The sequence below is a fragment of the Blastopirellula retiformator genome (assembly GCF_007859755.1).
Classification (GTDB): domain Bacteria; phylum Planctomycetota; class Planctomycetia; order Pirellulales; family Pirellulaceae; genus Blastopirellula; species Blastopirellula retiformator.
The window spans coordinates 506,906-523,641 of the sequence record NZ_SJPF01000004.1 but is presented as its reverse complement, the minus strand read 5'-3'; the positions used below and the strand labels follow the sequence as shown (position 1 = coordinate 523,641).

General features: G+C 60.1%; 13 protein-coding genes. 3 read left to right on the top strand and 10 right to left on the bottom strand.

Annotated features, from left to right (window positions below):
* Positions 1-84 precede the first annotated feature (84 nt).
* Together prfA and prmC are read left to right on the top strand one after the other, a co-directional pair.
* Positions 85-1,161 (top strand): peptide chain release factor 1, encoded by a 1,077-nt coding sequence (gene prfA, locus Enr8_RS18105; RefSeq protein WP_146434158.1) that lies wholly within the window; start codon positions 85-87, stop codon positions 1,159-1,161.
* A 43-nt stretch (positions 1,162-1,204) separates the two neighbouring features.
* Entirely contained in the window at positions 1,205-2,092 is an 888-nt protein-coding gene (gene prmC, locus Enr8_RS18100) for a peptide chain release factor N(5)-glutamine methyltransferase (RefSeq protein WP_146434156.1), read from the top strand.
* Here the strand turns inward: prmC and Enr8_RS18095 are convergent.
* The 4 genes from Enr8_RS18095 to galE all read right to left on the bottom strand — a co-directional run bounded on the left by Enr8_RS18095 (position 2,089) and on the right by galE (position 6,838).
* Entirely contained in the window at positions 2,089-3,396 is a 1,308-nt protein-coding gene (locus Enr8_RS18095) for a GGDEF domain-containing protein (RefSeq protein ID WP_146434154.1), read from the bottom strand. The genes prmC and Enr8_RS18095 overlap by 4 nt on opposite strands.
* 140 nt (positions 3,397-3,536) lie before the next feature.
* Complete coding sequence (locus Enr8_RS18090; protein WP_146434152.1) at positions 3,537-4,571, bottom strand: HD domain-containing protein; 1,035 nt, start codon at positions 4,569-4,571, stop codon at positions 3,537-3,539.
* A 44-nt stretch (positions 4,572-4,615) separates the two neighbouring features.
* The gene (locus Enr8_RS18085) at positions 4,616-5,830 is read right to left on the bottom strand and encodes a 1-acyl-sn-glycerol-3-phosphate acyltransferase (protein ID WP_146434150.1); all 1,215 of its coding nucleotides are present in this window, start codon (positions 5,828-5,830) and stop codon (positions 4,616-4,618) included.
* A gap of 24 nt (positions 5,831-5,854) precedes the next feature.
* The gene (gene galE, locus Enr8_RS18080; RefSeq protein ID WP_146434148.1) at positions 5,855-6,838 is read right to left on the bottom strand and encodes a UDP-glucose 4-epimerase GalE; all 984 of its coding nucleotides are present in this window, start codon (positions 6,836-6,838) and stop codon (positions 5,855-5,857) included.
* 231 nt (positions 6,839-7,069) lie between these two features.
* Here galE and xerD point away from each other — a divergent pair, with 231 nt between their 5' ends.
* A complete protein-coding gene (gene xerD, locus Enr8_RS18075) occupies positions 7,070-8,011 on the top strand; it encodes a site-specific tyrosine recombinase XerD (RefSeq protein ID WP_246120144.1) in 942 nt (313 codons plus the stop codon).
* 186 nt (positions 8,012-8,197) lie between these two features.
* Here xerD and Enr8_RS18070 read toward each other — a convergent pair whose 3' ends face one another.
* From Enr8_RS18070 to Enr8_RS18045, 6 genes are all read right to left on the bottom strand, one after another.
* Positions 8,198-8,704: an ExbD/TolR family protein gene (locus Enr8_RS18070; protein WP_146434146.1), complete on the bottom strand. Its 507-nt coding sequence runs from the start codon at positions 8,702-8,704 to the stop codon at positions 8,198-8,200.
* A gap of 14 nt (positions 8,705-8,718) precedes the next feature.
* Positions 8,719-9,150, bottom strand: a complete 432-nt coding sequence (locus tag Enr8_RS18065; protein ID WP_146434144.1) for an ExbD/TolR family protein — start codon at positions 9,148-9,150, stop codon at positions 8,719-8,721.
* A 39-nt stretch (positions 9,151-9,189) separates the two neighbouring features.
* Positions 9,190-9,957 carry a MotA/TolQ/ExbB proton channel family protein gene (locus tag Enr8_RS18060; protein WP_390620200.1) on the bottom strand — a complete coding sequence of 256 codons (768 nt, stop codon included), beginning with the start codon at positions 9,955-9,957 and terminating at the stop codon, positions 9,190-9,192.
* Between the two features lie 293 nt (positions 9,958-10,250).
* Entirely contained in the window at positions 10,251-11,270 is a 1,020-nt protein-coding gene (locus Enr8_RS18055) for a tetratricopeptide repeat protein (protein ID WP_146434139.1), read from the bottom strand.
* A gap of 67 nt (positions 11,271-11,337) precedes the next feature.
* A complete protein-coding gene (locus Enr8_RS18050) occupies positions 11,338-14,478 on the bottom strand; it encodes a hypothetical protein (RefSeq protein ID WP_146434137.1) in 3,141 nt (1,046 codons plus the stop codon).
* Positions 14,479-14,679: 201 nt separating this feature from the next.
* Entirely contained in the window at positions 14,680-16,734 is a 2,055-nt protein-coding gene (locus Enr8_RS18045) for a vWA domain-containing protein (protein WP_146434135.1), read from the bottom strand.
* Positions 16,735-16,736 lie beyond the last annotated feature (2 nt).

Here is a 16,736-nt window from a genome sequence, read left to right as displayed (position 1 = left end):
GCGAGCTTTCTGTCCAGAAGGCTCGCGTTCTTTGTTGACTGACTACTTTTTTTGATTCGCCACCGATTATCGTGAGGTTCTCCGATGCGTGAAATGCTGGAGGAAAAGCTGGCCCGATTCGAGTTGCTCGAAAAGCAGATGAGCGACCCGGAGGTCATGAACAATTCCAACCAGATGGCGACGATTGCGCGCGAACATGGCTCGCTGGCGAAGTTGGCGACCAAGTATCGGACCTTCAAGAAGACGATCGACGAACTGGGCGACGCGAAAGAGCTGCTCGAAGGGGACGACGAAGAGATGCGCGAGTTGGCCGAGGCCGACATCGAATCGCTGAAGGGGCATCGCGAAAAGCTGTGGCAAGAGCTGCTCGACATGACGATCGGCGGCGAAGACGCCAACCGTACGCGGATCGTGCTCGAAATTCGCGGCGGCGCCGGCGGCGACGAAGCGGCCCTGTTTGCTCGCGACTTGTACGAAATGTACAAGCGATACTGCGAAGCGAAGAAGTGGAAGTATGAAGTGATGGAAGCCAACCCGACCGAACTGGGCGGCTTCAAAGAAGTCATGGTCAGCGTCGAAGGCGAAGGGGTCTACCGCGAACTGCAGTACGAGAGCGGCGGTCACCGCGTCCAGCGCGTTCCCGAGACCGAAGCCAAAGGCCGCGTCCACACATCGGCCGCCACCGTGGCGGTGATGCCGGAGCCGGAAGACGTCGAGTTTGAGCTGAACCCGGAAGACTACGAAGTCGAGCGGTACGCCGCGTCGAGCGGTCCCGGCGGTCAGCACGTCAATAAGACCGCGTCGGCGGTCCGCCTGATTCACAAAGATGGCGTTATCGTGCAGTGCTGCGAAGAGCGAAGCCAACACAAGAACCTGGCCAAGGCGCTCCGCTTGCTAAAAACCAAGCTGTACGAAGTGAAGCGTGCCCGCGAAGAGAAGGAACGGAGCGATCACCGCAAGTCGCTGGTCGGATCGGGCGATCGCAGCCAACGGATTCGCACCTACAACTTCCCGGAAAACCGCGTCACTGATCACCGGATCAACCTGACGCTGTACAAGCTCGATCAGATCATCGCCGGCAACTTGCAGCCGGTCATCGACGGCTTGGTCGACTACGATCGCCAGCAATTGCGCGGCGACATGGGCGACCTCGAAGAGTAAGCCAACCCAATGACGCCGCAGAGGCGCAGTCGCGGGAGATGCTATGTCGGCGGAAGAGCCATGGACGGTAGGACGCCTCTTAAAGTGGACCGCCGACTATCTGCAGCAACAGAAGCATGCGGACTCGCCTCGCTTGGACGCCGAACTGCTGCTGGCCCAAGCGCTTGGCTGCAAGCGGATCGAACTCTACACCCGGTTTGACGAAGTCGTCGCCGATGAACCTCGCGGCAAGTTTCGCGGGCTGGTCAAACAACGAGCCTCCGGCATGCCGGTCGCCTATCTGCTGGGCCGCAAAGAGTTTTACTCGCGCGACTTCAAGGTGACGCAGGATGTCTTGATCCCGCGCCCCGAGACCGAACACCTGGTGATCGCAGCGCTCGATCGACTGCGCGAGATCGCCAAGTCGGGCGCCCCGCAAATCTGTGACGTCGGAACCGGCAGCGGCTGTATTGCGATCACGCTGGCGAAAGAACTGAAGACGCTGCAGGCGACGGCGGTCGACATCAGCCCGGCGGCGCTCCAGATCGCCCAGGCGAACGCCGAAAAGCACGAAGTCGCTGACCGTGTTGTCTTCGTTGAAAGCGATCTATTGAACGCCCTGGATGAGCAACCGACGCTCGACGTGATCGTCAGCAATCCGCCTTACATAGGCCTGGTCGAAAAGCCGACGCTCCCCCGCGACGTGCTGGAGTTTGAGCCGCACGCGGCGCTCTTTAGCGGCGAAGATGGACTCGATGCGATTCGCGAGCTTGTCGCGCAGGCGCCATCGCGACTGAAGCCGGGCGGCTGGCTGTTGATTGAGTTCGGCCCCATCGTGGCGGAAGCGGCGACCGCGATCGTGGCAGGAAGTCCCCACTTCGAGCCGCCAACGGTCGAGAAAGACCTGGCCAAGTTGCCGCGCGTTTTGATCGCCCGGCGGAAAGCCGACTAGCGTTCTTCGACGGTGATGGTGCGGCCGTTGACCCGATACTCGGGCGGCGTGATCGGCGTCGGGCCGTTCCCTTCGTCGATCACCGTGCAGTTGCGACCGTTTCGTTTGGCGACGCGCATCGCTTTCTCAAGTCGCTTCATCACCTTGGTCGTCGTATCGGCGGCGTCCACTTCGGTGACGCCGATGCTGACCTCCATCTCGACCGCTTCGCCGTCGAGATCAAAGCTGGTCGCTTCCAACGTTTGACGGATCCGCTCGACGCTGCTGGTCGCATTGCGGGGACCAGTATCGCCAAAGAAGATCACAAACTGCTGACCGGTCGAGCGGCAGACGATGTCGAAGCCGCGGTCCTTGCGGATCAGTTCTCCCAGCAGTCGGCCAAACTCGGCCAACAGGCGGTCGCCGGCCAAGGCGCCAAAGCGATCGTTGATTTTTCGTAAGTTGTCGATGTCAAGCAGCGCGACGCTGACGATTCGTTCGCGGCGAATGTCGGCTCGCCACCACTCGAAGAAGACGACTTCCAGGCCGTTGCGATTGTGTAATTTGGTCAGTCCGTCGAACTGCATCTTGCGATCGACTTCACCGAGCCGGCGTTCGGCTCGCAAGATCGTCAGCATCGTGTCTTGCATCTTGTCACGCAGGTCATGCGCCAGATCGATCAGGCGGCCGACTTCCTGCATCAGGCGGCGACGAGCGTCGCTGGTATCGGAGGTGAGATCGAGTTGTTCGATGTTGCTGATCGTCGTTTCGATCTGGGCGGCTTGCTCCATCAGCACCATGTTCAGCGAACTGCCGATGTCGGAGTATTCGCCCAGCGAGTCCGAGTTGCCGTCGAGCGTGCCCGCCGCGTCGGCTTGTTTGTTCAGCCACTCGCGGTTCAGGTCTTCCAGTTCGACGGTGATCACTTCCAACAGACCGTCGTCGGGGTATTCGTCCATGTCCCGCATTTGGTTGTCGATTTCGATCAGCGCGTCCCGATATCGACCGACCTCCAGTCGTAAGACTTCGGCCGAAGCTTCCACCAGGCTGTTGGCGACGACCGACTCTCCTTTGAGCATGTCAACGTACTCAGGTGGGATCGCGTCAATCGAGGCGATCGCGCGTGCGCGTACCGTCATCTGCTCCGGAGCGTTCGCCGAATCGCAAGAGAGCTCGCGATCGACGTCGACCTCGGTCCCCTCCATTTCCGACTGGAGCGCAACAATCGCTCGATCGTCGACGACGAGTTGACGCAGGTAGAACGCCAAGCCAAATCCGATCGCCAGATTGGCCAGCATCATCCCACAGAGAAATACGAACAACACACTAGGCCTCGTTGGAGTCGCAATCGCGGTCAAAGACTCGTCCAACCGCTGCTGCCGAAGCCTACGTTAGAAATATGTGGGAAGAATCGTTCCCTTCGCCGATTGTGGAATTCCTGTTCCGGTTTTGCCGGTTGTTACAGTCACGGCTGGCCGTTTACCTCTGCGTCGGGGGATGCGGATAATCGCAAGATGGGCCGGCCCAACGGGTTGTCTCGCGGTATTACCGGCCCTGCAGTTGAGGCGTCGAGCGCTGCGGAGTACCGATGCAGTTCCGAATCGATCCGATCGGCCTGTTGCACCAGCAGCGCTTCGCACGAAATCGGCCGGCGATAGTCCCCATCAGCGTAGTAGTCCTGATGCGTCAGCACGATCAGTTCCAGGCGAATCAGCAGTTCCGCCGCGACGCCCACCTGCTGACCACAATCACGCACCAGATCGCGACCCATCAGCACATGCCCCAGGATCTGGCCTTCGATGGCTCGGGCGACTCCCCCCTGGTCTAGGTCGATCTCCAGCAGCTTGCCGACGTCATGCAGCAGCGCCCCGGCGATCGCCAGGTCGCAGGTCGTCGGATCGGCCAACGACGGTACGCTGTGACGATAGCGCTCGATCAAGTCGATCGTCGTCTGCGCGACGCTGAGCAGATGCTCGAGCAGTCCTCCTTGGTAGCAATGATGATGGTAAAGTCCGGCGGGGGCGATCAGCAGCTTGTCACGCTGTTCGGTATAGAAGGTTTCCACCAGCTGCCGCAGCGACTCGTCGGCGATGGAGAATTTGCAAAGCGTCACCGCCGCGTCCCACAGGTCGGTCGGATCTTCGCTCGATCTTGGCTGGCAGCGGGTTGGATCGAAGCCTTGCTCGTGGTCCTTGTCACACACCGGGCGAATCTTGTTCGGCCGCAGCTCTTTGCCGCGGGACGATTCATGATAGACCGCGCGGATCTTGAAGTGCTCACCGGGGCGCCACTCGTTTTGGCAAGCGTCGAACCACTGCGAGTCGCTCCAGATCATCATCTGAGCGCGGCGACGGTCATCGCGAAATTCGAGCCGCACATAAGGTTGGCCGTTGCGAGCCATGCCGACATCGCGGCCCACCAACTGCACGAAAACGTCCCCCAATTCTCCCGGTTGGAGATCGGCGAGCGTGTTGGCAATCGAAATAGGGTCGTTATTCATGCCCTCTATTCTAGTGGGCGGCGATCCCCTCTCAAGCTTTTTCGTCAGTCCTGGTAGAGCGGCGATTCCAGGGAGAGCTTCGCTAGTTTCGCCGCCAAGCGATCGCGTAGCGCTTCCATCAGTGGGTCGACGGTCGCCGCGCGATCGCGCTCGGTCGAGACTTCCAGCGCTTCGTCGACGTCAATCACCACGTGCAACTTGCCATGGACCCGGACTTTGTCGGTCAGGTCTTCTTCGTACCGCTCGACCGTTTCCAGCAGCCGGTCGACCGATGGATACTCGGCCAGATAGTCAGGCAAATAGCACGAAAGCTGCTGGGCCAGGTAGATGTCGGCCAACTGGTCCCAGCGACGGTTGCGTTCGGCCTGCGGCAGTTTTTCTTTCACCATCGCCGGCATGATCTTCATCCGCAGCGCTTTGACCCGCGGCACGACGGCTGGCGACTCGGCGGGGCAGTTCCATTCTTCTTCCAGCGGTCCTAGCAGCCGGTTGATCAGATCATTAAGCCGCTGTTGCGTGCTTCCGCTTTGAATCTCCTGGAAGTACTCGCTCTCTTTCAGCGCGAGCAGCGCCATGCCGACTTTCGAAATCCGATCGAAAAGGGGCAAATGCGTTTGCGGCTTCCAGGTCAACCGGCGCTCGATCTCGGTCAGCACCGGATCGACCGCGGTGCGTAGATCGCCACGGAAGAAATACTTGATGCCGATCGGATGGATCACCACCTTGCCGCCGCCTGACTTGGCCCGCTTTTTGGCGGCCGCCCGGGCGATGAACGTTACGCCGTCCAATAGCGCGTGGACGCGATCGTTGGTTCGCGTCGTTGATCCTTCTGGAAAAACCAGCAGCGGGCGTTCGGCGGTCGTCAACGCATCGATCGCCGTGTTGATCGCCTGGCGATCGATCCCTTCGCGATAGATGCTAAAGCCGCCCATCAAGCGAATCGCCAGGGCGTTGAACCAGCCTTGGTTAAACAAGTGCCAACTCGCCATCGCATAGAGATGAAAACCGACGTCCTTGGCCAGGTAGCCGATCGTCAGCGGATCGGAGGTGCGGCAATGATTGGGCGCGAGCATCACGCCATGCCCGGCGTCGATCGACTCGCGCAGCAGGTGTTGGTTGCGCAGTTCGTAGCTTTCGACCCCTTCCCGCTTGCGCAGGTAATAGCCGTACAGATCGAACCGTTGGATCAGCGCCGGCCACCAATCGCCGCGATGCGGCGGAATGAATGTGTACGGTTTTTCGAAGACGATCTGCTGCATGACAGAGAGGGCGAACGTAGGGGGTTAGTCGTCGTAGCCGTGGGGATGGGCGACGTGCCAGTTCCAGGCCGTCTTAACGGTTTCGCGAATGTCGAGGTATTTCGCCTTCCAGCCCAATTGCTGGAGCGCGAGACTGGCGTCGGCGACCAGTTCGGGCGGATCGCCGGGGCGGCGCGGGGCGATCGTTTCGGGGATCGCATGGCCGGTCACATCGCGACAGGCCTCGATCACCTCGCGAACGCTCACCCCTTCCCCGGTGCCCAGGTTCAGTTTCAGCGCGACGCCGGGCGCCAGTTTCTCCATCGCCGTCAGGTGCGCCGCCGCCAGGTCGTCGACATGAATGTAGTCGCGGATGCAGGTTCCGTCGGGCGTCGGATAGTCGTCGCCGAAGATCGAAATCGCTTCGCGTTGGCCGAGCGCAACTTGCAGCACGATCGGAATCAAGTGGGACTCGGGATCATGGTCCTCGCCGATGTCTCCATCCGGCGAGGCGCCCGATGCGTTAAAGTACCGCAGCGCCGCGTAGCCAAAGTCGTACGCGTTGGCGTAGTCGGCCAGCGCGTGTTCGATGCACAGTTTGGTAAAGCCGTACGGATTGACCGGCGACTGGGTGGTCGACTCGGTGATCGGCATCTGGTCAGGCTCGCCATACGTGGCGCAGGTGCTGGAGAACACGATGCGGCGGACGTCGGCGGCTCGCATTGCGTCGAGCAGCGACAGCGTCGCAACAATGTTGTTGCGGTAGTACTTGGCCGGATCGGTCACCGACTCGCCCACCAGAGCGCTGGCGGCGAAGTGCATCACCGCGTCGATCTTCAGCTCCCGCATCAAACTCGTCAGCTTTTCCCCTTCGTGCAGATCGCCAACGATCAGGCGGTCGGCCGGAACGGCGCCGCGATGGCCTTGCGAGAGATTGTCGTAGATCCAAACGTCATGTCCTTCGCGCGTTAAATGGCGAGCGGTGTGTGAGCCGACATAACCGGCGCCGCCGGAAACCAGGATTTTCATGATGAGCGACTTACCTGCAAGTTGGGGGGCTGTTTGGAGTTGGCGGATCCGCTGCGCCCAGATTCTGGACGAAATCGCCATTAGGATCAATATGACCGGTAAGGTTAACCGTGACTTGGGGTTACGTTTGATTTGGCGGCGAAATCAAGCCGTTTCAATCTAGCTTCGCCAGACGCCGATACTCGATAATGACGCACGCAACTCAAACATACCGCGTGAAAAACGGCAGGCATGGCCAGACTTCGACGGAAACTTGTTCGCCCCCAACTGCAGTCCCGCGGCAACGTCGCCGCGCGGATGTCGGCGGCGTTCGTCGATTATCTGCAGAGCGAGTGTCATTTGGCCGCCAATACGGTCGCCGCCTACCGCCGCGATCTGGTCCGATTTGAAAAATGGCTGGGATCGCGCGAGATCTGCAGTCTCAAGGTCTCGGATTTGGCCGACTATGTCGCCTGGCTGCATCGCCAAGATTTGGCCCCGGCCACCATTGCCCGCGGCGTCGTCTCGCTGAAGATCTTCTTCCGCTATTTGCAACTGGAAGGAATCTTGCAAGACAACGTGGTCGAACTGCTCGGCAGTCAAAAGATCTGGCGGCGGATTCCGTCGGTGGTCGCGCCGCACATGATCGACGATCTGATGACGGCGCCTTGGAGCGAAGATCCGTACTGGCGGCGCGATCGGGCCTTGCTCGAACTGCTGTACGCCACTGGATGCCGCGCTTCGGAGGTCAGTAATCTTCGCCTGGATGATGTGCATCTGGACGAGGGGTACTGCAAGTGCGAAGGGAAAGGCTCGAAACAGCGGATCGCGCCACTGGCGAGAAAAGCGGCCAGCACCGTTAGGTCCTATCTCGAAGCGGAGCGGCCCAAGCTGACGAAAAAGAATCCTCGCGACGCCGCCTATCTGTTTCTTTCGCGGCGCGGCAAACGTTTGTCGCGGATCGCGATTTGGGAACTGGTGAAAAAATACGCCGCTCGCGCTGGGATCGATCCGGAAGTGAGTCCTCACTCTTTGCGACATAGTTTCGCCACGCATTTACTCGCCGGCGGCGCCGACTTGCGGCACGTGCAAGAGATGATGGGGCACGCCAGCATCGCGACGACGCAGATCTATACCCACGTCGATCAGTCGCGACTGAAGAAGGTGCATACGCAGTTTCACCCGCGAGCGTGAAATAGTAGCCCGAGACGAGTGACGAAGCCTTGAATCGGATTGCCTTTCGACCTCCGCTTTCCGCTTTTCTTCAATCCGCATTTCCCTCGCTCGCGCTGCGGGCTACTATGCGACAAAAAAAGAGGCCGGTCGCTGGTAGCGAGTCGGCCTCTTTGCGGAGACGTTGATTCTGGTGAAGCTGCACGGCTAGCCGCCGCCAGAGGATGGGGAGAACTTGACCTTTTCGATCAAGCGCTGGATGTTCCCCTCCTTGTCGACTCGCCCTGTGACGGCGGTCATCGCTTCGATGACGTACTCGTATTGCAGGTTGTAGTCGGCGTCGATTTCGATCTCGGCCGTAGCGGCCGCTGAGTTGGGACCGGTGTTGGTGCCGATCTGCTCGATGATCTGATCCTGCAGCTTCCGGAACTTGTCTTGGAACGACAGTCCGCTGAACGAGCGATCGCCCAGACGGACTTCGTCCAGCTTGCCGGTCGGCGTGGCCCGCAAGGTCAGCTTCAGCGGCAGATCGTCCATCGTGGGAGAGCCTTGCGCCGCTTTCGGCATCTTGATATCGAAGTCCCCTTCCATCGCCGCAACCTTGAAGGTCATGACGAAGAAGACGAGCAGCTGAAACACGATGTCGATCATCGGCGTCATCTGCAAGTCGATCTTGTCGCTGCCGGCATGGCGAGCGGAATTACGTAACTTCATAGCCGCGAAACTTCCTAATTAAATAAGATTCGCTCTTTTGCTCTTAGTGCAAATAGTTCAAAGCCGACATCTTGGCAAAGCCGAATCACCTCCTGGACCTTGCCGGTCGCCACCTCCCTGTCTCCACGAATAATGACGGTGACCTTGGTCGGATCTTCGGCATACTGTTTTTCGAGGATCATCCGCTTTCGCAGTTGTTCCATGTCGTGCTGGTCGCCGCCGACGACAATAACGCCGCTTTGGCGGATGTGCAGCGTGATCGCATCGACCAGCGGGGCGTCCGGCGGACGGGCCAGTTCGCTGTCGGGCAGTTTCACCTTGTCGTCTTGTTCGGCCTGGCTGAAGTTAATCAGCACCATGAAAAAGGCGATCAGCTGAAACGTCATGTCGATCATCGGGGTCATATCCCCTTCGGCCAACTCACGACGTGATTTCTTGATTCGCATGAATTTGCTCCGCGTGTCTCAAGGTCGGTAACGGCCTGATTACTTGCGACCGACCGTTTGGAAGCGGCTCATCAAGCCTTCGCTGGTGATGCCAACTTCCAGGGCGAGACGATCGACCCGGTTGCGGAGAATGCTGAACGAGGCGATCGCCGGAATCGCGATCGCCAGACCAACCAGGGTCGTCATCAAAGCGGTCGAGATACCGTTGGCCAGTTCGGCCGGATTCGGCGTGGCGCCGCCAAGCGCGATCACGCTAAACGCCCGGATCATCCCGTCGACCGTGCCGAACAGGCCGATCATCGGGCTGAGCGAACCAATCAGCGCCAGGTAGCTGAGACGATGATCGAGCTTCATGTTCTCTTCTTCACCCACTTCCTGCATCGCTTCGATCGCCTTGTCGTAGCCGAGCGAGACTTTCTCGAGGCCGGCTGAGAGAACCTTGCCCAGGAAGGTGTCGTCTTCTTTGGCCAGGTCGTACGCTTCCTGGACCTTGTTTTCGTCCAGGCAAGCTTCAAAGCTTTCGACCAGGTGGAGCGGCACCACGTTGTCGCGGCGAGCGTTGAGCATGTTCATCACGAATAACGCCACAAAAATCACCGAGATCAACAGGAAGACGAAGAAGTAGTAGCTGAGGGCCTGCATCGTCCAGGTCAGCGCGTCGAGCTTCTTCGGGGCAGGTTCGGCAGCGCCATCAGCGGCAGGCGCTCCGGCGTCCGCCGCCGGTTCGGCAGCGGCGGGCTCAGCGCCATCCTCTTGGGCGTAGGAGAGAGACGATAGCGGGCCGGCGGTCGAAACAAGGACAGCCAACGCGGCAATCACAGGAAACAACCAGCGAGAAACTTGGGACGATCCTGCGATCATCGGACGCTCCGTTCGAGTTAAATCGATTGTGTGGGATGTGACGGCGAAAAAGAGAGGGACCCAAGATAGGTGGCGAACTGGCGGTCGGGCTACCTTGAGCAGGTGAATAGTCCCCGCAAAGCGTTCTGGGCCCAGCGGGGAAGTTTTCAGTCTAATCACTCATGTCGGCTGGACAATCAGGCTTACGCGAGTGTCGACTACGTTTTCTTCGTACGAGTTTGGCGGTTTTATTCCCGACGTTAGTTCATGCTGGCCCAGCGGCTGCCGGAATAGCGAGAACGAAGCAAGTCGTACGCGGCGACCCCTTTGTCCGGGTCGTTGACCTCTTTCCACAGCTTGCTCATGTAGTAGAGCGCCTCGGCGTGCGCCTCGGGGTTGCCGTAGAACAGAATGTCGGTGTGCAGATAGGCCAGCAGCGCGTCCTTCGGCTGGTTCGACTTCAGGTAGCAGCGACCTAGAGCGTTGTAAGCGGCCGAGAAGAGGTCGATGTCTTTCGGGTTGGCCCGCTCGATGACCGGCTGGATCATCTTCACGCCATCGGCCGGCTTGCCGAGTTCGGCGACGCAAATCGCTTTGCCGACCGTGGCGAAGTCCTTCTGCCGCGCCACGCCGGGGGAAGGCGATTGCAGCCCCAGCACGTCGTCGTACATCTTTTGCGCTTCCGCGTATTTGTCTTGGGCGATCAAGGCCCGAGCCGCCAAGACGCGGGCGCGAGCCTTGAAGTCGGCCGCCTTGGCGTTGGCGATACTGCCGTAAAACTGCGTCGCCCGGTCATATTGTTGCTGCGAAACCGCTAGGTCGCCCAGCAGTTCGGCCGCTTCGTAGAAGTGCCAGCTGTTGGGAGCGCTTTGGGCGAACTTGAACAGCAGGTTGGTCGCTTCGTTGGCGTCGGCCGAGCCGGCCAAGGCCAAACGGGCGGTGCAGTAGGCCTTCAGGTATTCGAATTCCTGCTTGATCAGGTCGGTGCCGGTCGGATCGAGCTTCTTCAAGCGATCGAGGGCATCTTGCAATTGGCCATTGGCCGCTTCCTGACGGGCCTGCTTCAAAGCGAACGGCTCGTCATCGAACGAGACGGTCACGATCTCTTCGATCGGAATCTCGACCGGCGAGCCTGACTTGTTGAGGATCAGCGCGTCTTTGGTGCTGTTGACGATGTTGCCGGTCTGGCCGCCCGACTCGGTCCGCACCTGGTCGGCGGAGGCGAGTCCAGTCAGCGCTGCGATCAGCGTGAGAGACAGCAGTCGAAGGGTGTTTCGCATGGTAGCGCTCCAGATATTTTTGAGCCGAAATAAGGGCTCGATCGTGATTAGGTTGTGGGGAGAAGGTTTACGACCCGGCGGCTTCCCGCTTGGAAAGGCCAACAGGCGACTTGTGCATCGCGGTTTGAATTTTCTTCAGCAGCGCGTCAAAGCGGCCTCGCCACTGTTCGCCGCCCAGATCGGGATAAGCGAACTCGGTGTTGCGAATGTCTTTCTCGGCCATCGCGAAATACTTCTGCTTGTCGTTTTCCGACGACTGCCGCGCGGCGTACTGATAGCGGGCCAAGGCCATGTTGTAGCGGGCCTCAAAGAAGATTTCGCGATAGGCGGGTTGCTTCGAGTCTTTCGACGCGTAGCGCGCCAGTAGCGACTGAATGCGACCCCAGCCCCAGACCGTATTCTGGTTTTTGTCGTTCTTGTAGGCGCCTTGGATCGCTTCGCCAAACTTGAGGGCTTCATCCTTGGCGACGCCCCAGTCGTACAGCATCTTGGCCGCATCGACCTGAACGTTGACCATCATCGGGTTCTCTTTCAGCACGTCGACGTACGATTCCATCGCTGGTTCGTATTCGCCCAGTCCGGCGCGAGCGGCCGCCACGCGAACCTTGACCTGCAGCAGCAGCTGCGGGTTGGTTGCGCTCCCTTCGTTGATGACGCGCTCGTAAACGGTCAGCGCCTTGTTGAAGAACTGGCTGGCGTCGCCGGAGGCGACCGGGTCCGATTTCAAACTGGCGCCCAGGCCGTAGAACGTTTCGCCCACCCAGTTGAGCACCAGTGGGTCGTTGGTCGACTCGCCGACGCGATTGAGGAACGCCTCGAAGCCGGCCGAAAGGGCCGCTTTTTGCGTCGGCGGGGCGTTTTCGAGTTGCGTTTGCAGGTCTTTGGCCAGCGAAATGTAGACGGCGATCAACTGCTTCTGCCCGGCGGCGTCGTCGCCGACCAGCGTTTTAAGCTGCGTCATCGCTTCTTCCGCTTTGACCATCAAGGCGTCGGTTTCGGTTTGACCTTTGACGTTCGGCAACGCCGAAATGTAGGCGCGAACCGCCGCTTTGTAGATCATCGCCGGCAAGCCTTGCCGCGAAACGGCGTCGGAGTTCGCTTCGACCATTTTCAAGAGACCGACGTTGTCTTTCTCAAACAGCGGGAACGCTTTTTCCGGTTCGCCGATGTCGGTGTAGATCTGCGCCAGCGACAGGGCCGCGATCACGTAGCTGTAGTCGGGCTCTTTGCCGTCGTACTTATCGACGCCTGCCGACAAGACTTCGAGCGCTTTCTCCTTCATGGCGTTTAGCTGCGCGTCGGTCGGCGCGGCGGACGGATCGCCATCGGCGGCCGCTTGACGCTGGGCGCTGAGGCCGCGGAGATAGTTGACCCAGATCGATTGGCCGAGCTTTAGTTCCGCATCGGATCGAGCGGCCGAGTCGGCGGGGATCTTGGCCAGCGTTTCCTGGGCCTCGGCGATCTGGCCTTGGGCGACTTCAAAGCCGACCAAGGTGGCGAGCGCTTCGTTCGATTCTTGTTCGCCAGCCCATTGGGTCGCCATGAAGTTGACGATTCGCTTGACCTGAGCGACTTCAAAGTCCTTTTTCTCGGCCGGCGAATCTTGGTAGATCAACAGCGACGAGGCCAAGGCCAACTTCGCACATGCTTTGGCGCTGGCGCTGGTCGGATAACGACGAGCGACGAACGAGGCCTGCACCATCGTCGGAAAGTAATCCTTCTTCTGGAAGTCGAGGAAGGCCAGGCTATAGCGAATCACATTCAAGTCGTCGTTGGAGACGTCGACGTCCGCTTTGCCGAGCGCCATTTTCAGGAACTTCTCGGCGTTGGCGAACGACTTGTCGAGTCCCTCTTGGGCCGACTTGATCTGCCCGGTGAGGTCTTCCTTTTCGGCCGGCGTCTTGGCGGCGGCCAATTGTTGCTTCAATTTGTTGATGACGAAGGTTTGCGACTGGATCTCCTGCATCGCGGCCCGGCCCGCTTCGTTCGCTTCCTGGAACGTTTCCGGCGTCTTGTCGGTCGCAGCAATCACAGCGTCGGCGCCTTGCAGTTCGGTTCGCAGCGCTAGAGCGTCTTTCTGGAACGGGCTGGGGTATTTCGAGGCGTCGACCGCTAGCTTGACCGCCCGCTTCAGCGCTTCGGTCTTGTCTTCCTTCTTCTCCAGCTTCGGCGCCAGGCCTTGGTAGGTCTTGGCGAGTTGGATCTTCAGTTCGATCCATTCCGGATCACGGTCTTCGCTGACCCGCAGCTGTTGCTCATCCAACCAGCCGCCGCAGACCTTGGCGATCTGTTCGTACTTTGGCGGGTCTTCGCTCGCCCAAGCCTTGGCCAACAGCTTGACCGACTTCAGCTTCAAGACTCGAAATTCTTGCGGCTGATCGCCGAGGATCATCAGGTCGTTTTGAATGGTGGTGGTCGCTTTTTTCGCGTCCCCCAGGGCCAGTTCGGCTTCGGCCTGGTAAAGTCGCGCGTAGAGACCGGAGAGGAACTTGCGATACTTGCCGAAGATCGTGTCGAACTCTTTGGCCGACTTGGTCAGCAGCTCTTTCTTTTTCTTGTCGTCGGGCGTGATCTTCGCCTTCTCGTACAGCGAGGTCGCCGCCAGCAGGTTGGCGCGAACGTAGGCGCCCCGAAGTTCGTCGCGAAGTTCGATCTTCGAGGCGTCTTCTTGCGGATCGAGCGTCGAAGGAATCCCCTTCAGCACTTCCTGGATCTGACCAACGGTCGCTTGATAGACGCCGCGGGCCGCATCGTATTGCTTGGCCGCTTCGGCCAGGTAGTTCTTTTTGGCGGCGTCGTCTTTCTCCCGGTCGGCCAGCAGTTCTTCTAGCTTGGCTCGCTCCAGCATGATGGCGCCGCGCTGCATGCGGGCGTCGATCGTCTTGTCATGTTTCGGCTGCGCCTTCACAAAGGCGGCGAGGTTGGCGTCGGCTTGGTCGAGCAGCTCTTTGCGAGCGGCTGGGTTCCGCTGCGTGCGCGAGACTTCTAGCTGAGCGGTCGCTTTGCGGTACGGCAGCGTCGCCTTCATCGCCGCGGGCGTCTTGGGAGACTTCTCCAACTGATCGATGTACCACATCGCCGGATCGTAATAGCCTTGTTGGATCAGGCCTTCTAAGAACGCTTCCCGCGGCTCCTCGGCCGCGAGGGGAGCCGAAAGCATCAGGGCTAGCGCGAACGTCAAGCTGAAACGTTGTACCCACAGAGGCATTGATAGAGTCCTTGCTGGTCGCGAAGTGCGAAAGCGAATCGAGTAGAGAGGAGGAAGCAACTCGATCGCGTGGCTAGTCTAGTTTACCAGGATCTGGCGAAAAGCGGTGATTTCTGGTGAAAAGGTCGCCGCAAACAGGCCTGTTTGGCGGCTGTTTTTAACTTATACGTCTAATCTGGATCATTCAACTGCATCCTGCATCTAAAATCCGTTCGTGCGACGGCGTTCGGCCGCTCGTATCAATTGTTCCAGGTAGGCGAACTCGCCGTGACGGACAAGTTGGCGATTGGTACGGCGGAGCATCGCCGACAATTCGCTGGCGTCTCCCCCCCGTTGTCGGACGAAATACGATTCTCGCATCAGCCCGCCCGCTTGAACCGCCAACTGCGCCGCCTGCAGCGAAAGCGGCGACGCTTCCCACGACGGGGCGAACTGCAAGCGGCTGACGACCTGCGTTTCTTTCCGCGCCTTGCCGGTCGCCGGATCGCGCCAAGTCGCTTCGATTCGGGCGACTTCATTCGGACCATCGGGGGTCAGCACTACTTCAAATAAGGTGGCGGCCGCTTCTTCGCCATGCAGCTCGAGCGGAGCCTGTCCCGAGCCAAGGCCAGCCGCTTCGACCTGACAGCCGACCAAACGATACGAGGCGACGCTCTGCGTGTTCCAGTGGACCGTTAGCCGAAGGTCGGTCGCCAAACAGGTCGGCTGGCCGAAGTCGACTTCCTGCAGGCCGCGGATCAGCGAGCGCTCGTCGCTGGCCGAGAAAACGTCGCCGGCGTCGCGCCAAAATTGAGCGAGCGGGCCATACTCATCGCTGTCGTCGACCGTAAACCAGTGGTACTCGACCTGCTGCGAGTTGGCGTCATCGACCAGCGGTATTAACTCATCGAAAACGGCATCGGTCAAACGATCAAAACGGTCGGAAATAATGATCAGCGGGCGGCGAATATCGCCGAACGAAGCGGTACGCAGCGCGACCGCCGAAGAGAAGCGAATCCCCTCGGCCAGACATTCGCTATCGTTGGGAGTCATCTGACGCAACGTTTCTCGCCAGGCGTCGGCGTCGGCCGAGGTCGCATCTTCGACCAGCGTGTGGCTGAACTCATCAATGCAAACGAGCGAGACGGTATCGTACGTCGACATGCGGTCGATCAGTTCGCCCAAGGCTTGGCGGACGCTGTCCCAGCGCCCACTCTCTTGCATGCTGGCGGTTAGATCGACGGCGATGGTCAGATGGGTCGGCGGGCGATCGACGATATCGGCGCTACCGGCCGTCAAACCGACCTGCACCAACTGAACGCTGGGATCGGCGAAGACCGCTGGACCGGCCGCGGTTCGCAAGGCGACCTGCTGACGCTGGGCGTCGACAAACAAGGCGCCGCCCAGGGCCGCCAGCTCTTCCAGGCGAATCGGCTGTGGTACGCCGGAATCGGTGGTGATCTGACGAACCGCTTCGCGCCAGCTGCGGCTGGGGGCCAGCGGCGCGGTGATCGAGTTGAGTTTCGCGTCGGGGAGCGACACAAACGGTTGCTCGTTTTCGCGCAGCAGGAAATGGCGATCGTAGCCAGGCGACAGCGAGAAAAACTCGGCCAGTTGGTCGGTGGACGCAGCGCGACGAATTTCTCGCGGCTGGGCGTTGATCAGCGGCCGGGCGCCAAGCGGTTTCCACCGCATCAAGAAGGCGTCCGCCATTAGATTGACCGGCAAGTCGGACGCCAGGTGGGCCAACTGCGGCGGCATGGAGTCGGAATACGGCTGGGCGGGATCGCGCCATTGGAGGCGGCCGAAGTCCGCGATCGCCTGACCGGCGTCGGCCGCAACCGGCGTCAGGTGCGCCAGATCGACGCGGGCCAGATCGCTTTGCTCGGGGCCGAGCCATACCAGCGAATTGTCGACTGCTTTGATGGGGGGCGCGATCACAACCATCGGCTTGGTCGGATCCGGCTCGGGGTGCTTTATCTGATAGCCCCAGACCGACGCGGCGACGAGCAAGCAAGCAGCCGTCCCCCAAACGAGGATGTGTTGCCAGTGAACAGGTTCGCGTTCCGGCCGTCGTGCGCGCTGATTGCGCGAACTGTGCAAAATGCGGTCGACCAGGCCATCGGGAAGATGGATGTCGCGCAGCGAGTCGTCTATTTCTGCGTCGTCGAGCTCGACTTGGGCCGCGTTGATCAAGCGCGCGGCGAGATCGTGCGGCGTCGGCGTGCGACGAAGAATGTCGTCCAAATCATCGTGTTGTGGATCTTGTGAGTCCACTG

Excerpts from the sequence above, each read along its gene's own strand:
- Enr8_RS18050 (WP_146434137.1), bottom strand. The coding sequence starts at position 14,478 with ATGCCTCTGTGGGTACAACGTTTCAGCTTGACGTTCGCGCTAGCCCTG.
- prfA (WP_146434158.1), top strand. The coding sequence starts at position 85 with ATGCGTGAAATGCTGGAGGAAAAGCTGGCCCGATTCGAGTTGCTCGAA.
- Enr8_RS18070 (WP_146434146.1), bottom strand. The coding sequence starts at position 8,704 with ATGAAGTTACGTAATTCCGCTCGCCATGCCGGCAGCGACAAGATCGAC.
- Enr8_RS18090 (WP_146434152.1), bottom strand. The coding sequence starts at position 4,571 with ATGAATAACGACCCTATTTCGATTGCCAACACGCTCGCCGATCTCCAA.
- galE (WP_146434148.1), bottom strand. The coding sequence starts at position 6,838 with ATGAAAATCCTGGTTTCCGGCGGCGCCGGTTATGTCGGCTCACACACC.
- Enr8_RS18085 (WP_146434150.1), bottom strand. The coding sequence starts at position 5,830 with ATGCAGCAGATCGTCTTCGAAAAACCGTACACATTCATTCCGCCGCAT.
- Enr8_RS18055 (WP_146434139.1), bottom strand. The coding sequence starts at position 11,270 with ATGCGAAACACCCTTCGACTGCTGTCTCTCACGCTGATCGCAGCGCTG.
- prmC (WP_146434156.1), top strand. The coding sequence starts at position 1,205 with ATGTCGGCGGAAGAGCCATGGACGGTAGGACGCCTCTTAAAGTGGACC.
- Enr8_RS18065 (WP_146434144.1), bottom strand. The coding sequence starts at position 9,150 with ATGCGAATCAAGAAATCACGTCGTGAGTTGGCCGAAGGGGATATGACC.
- xerD (WP_246120144.1), top strand. The coding sequence starts at position 7,070 with ATGGCCAGACTTCGACGGAAACTTGTTCGCCCCCAACTGCAGTCCCGC.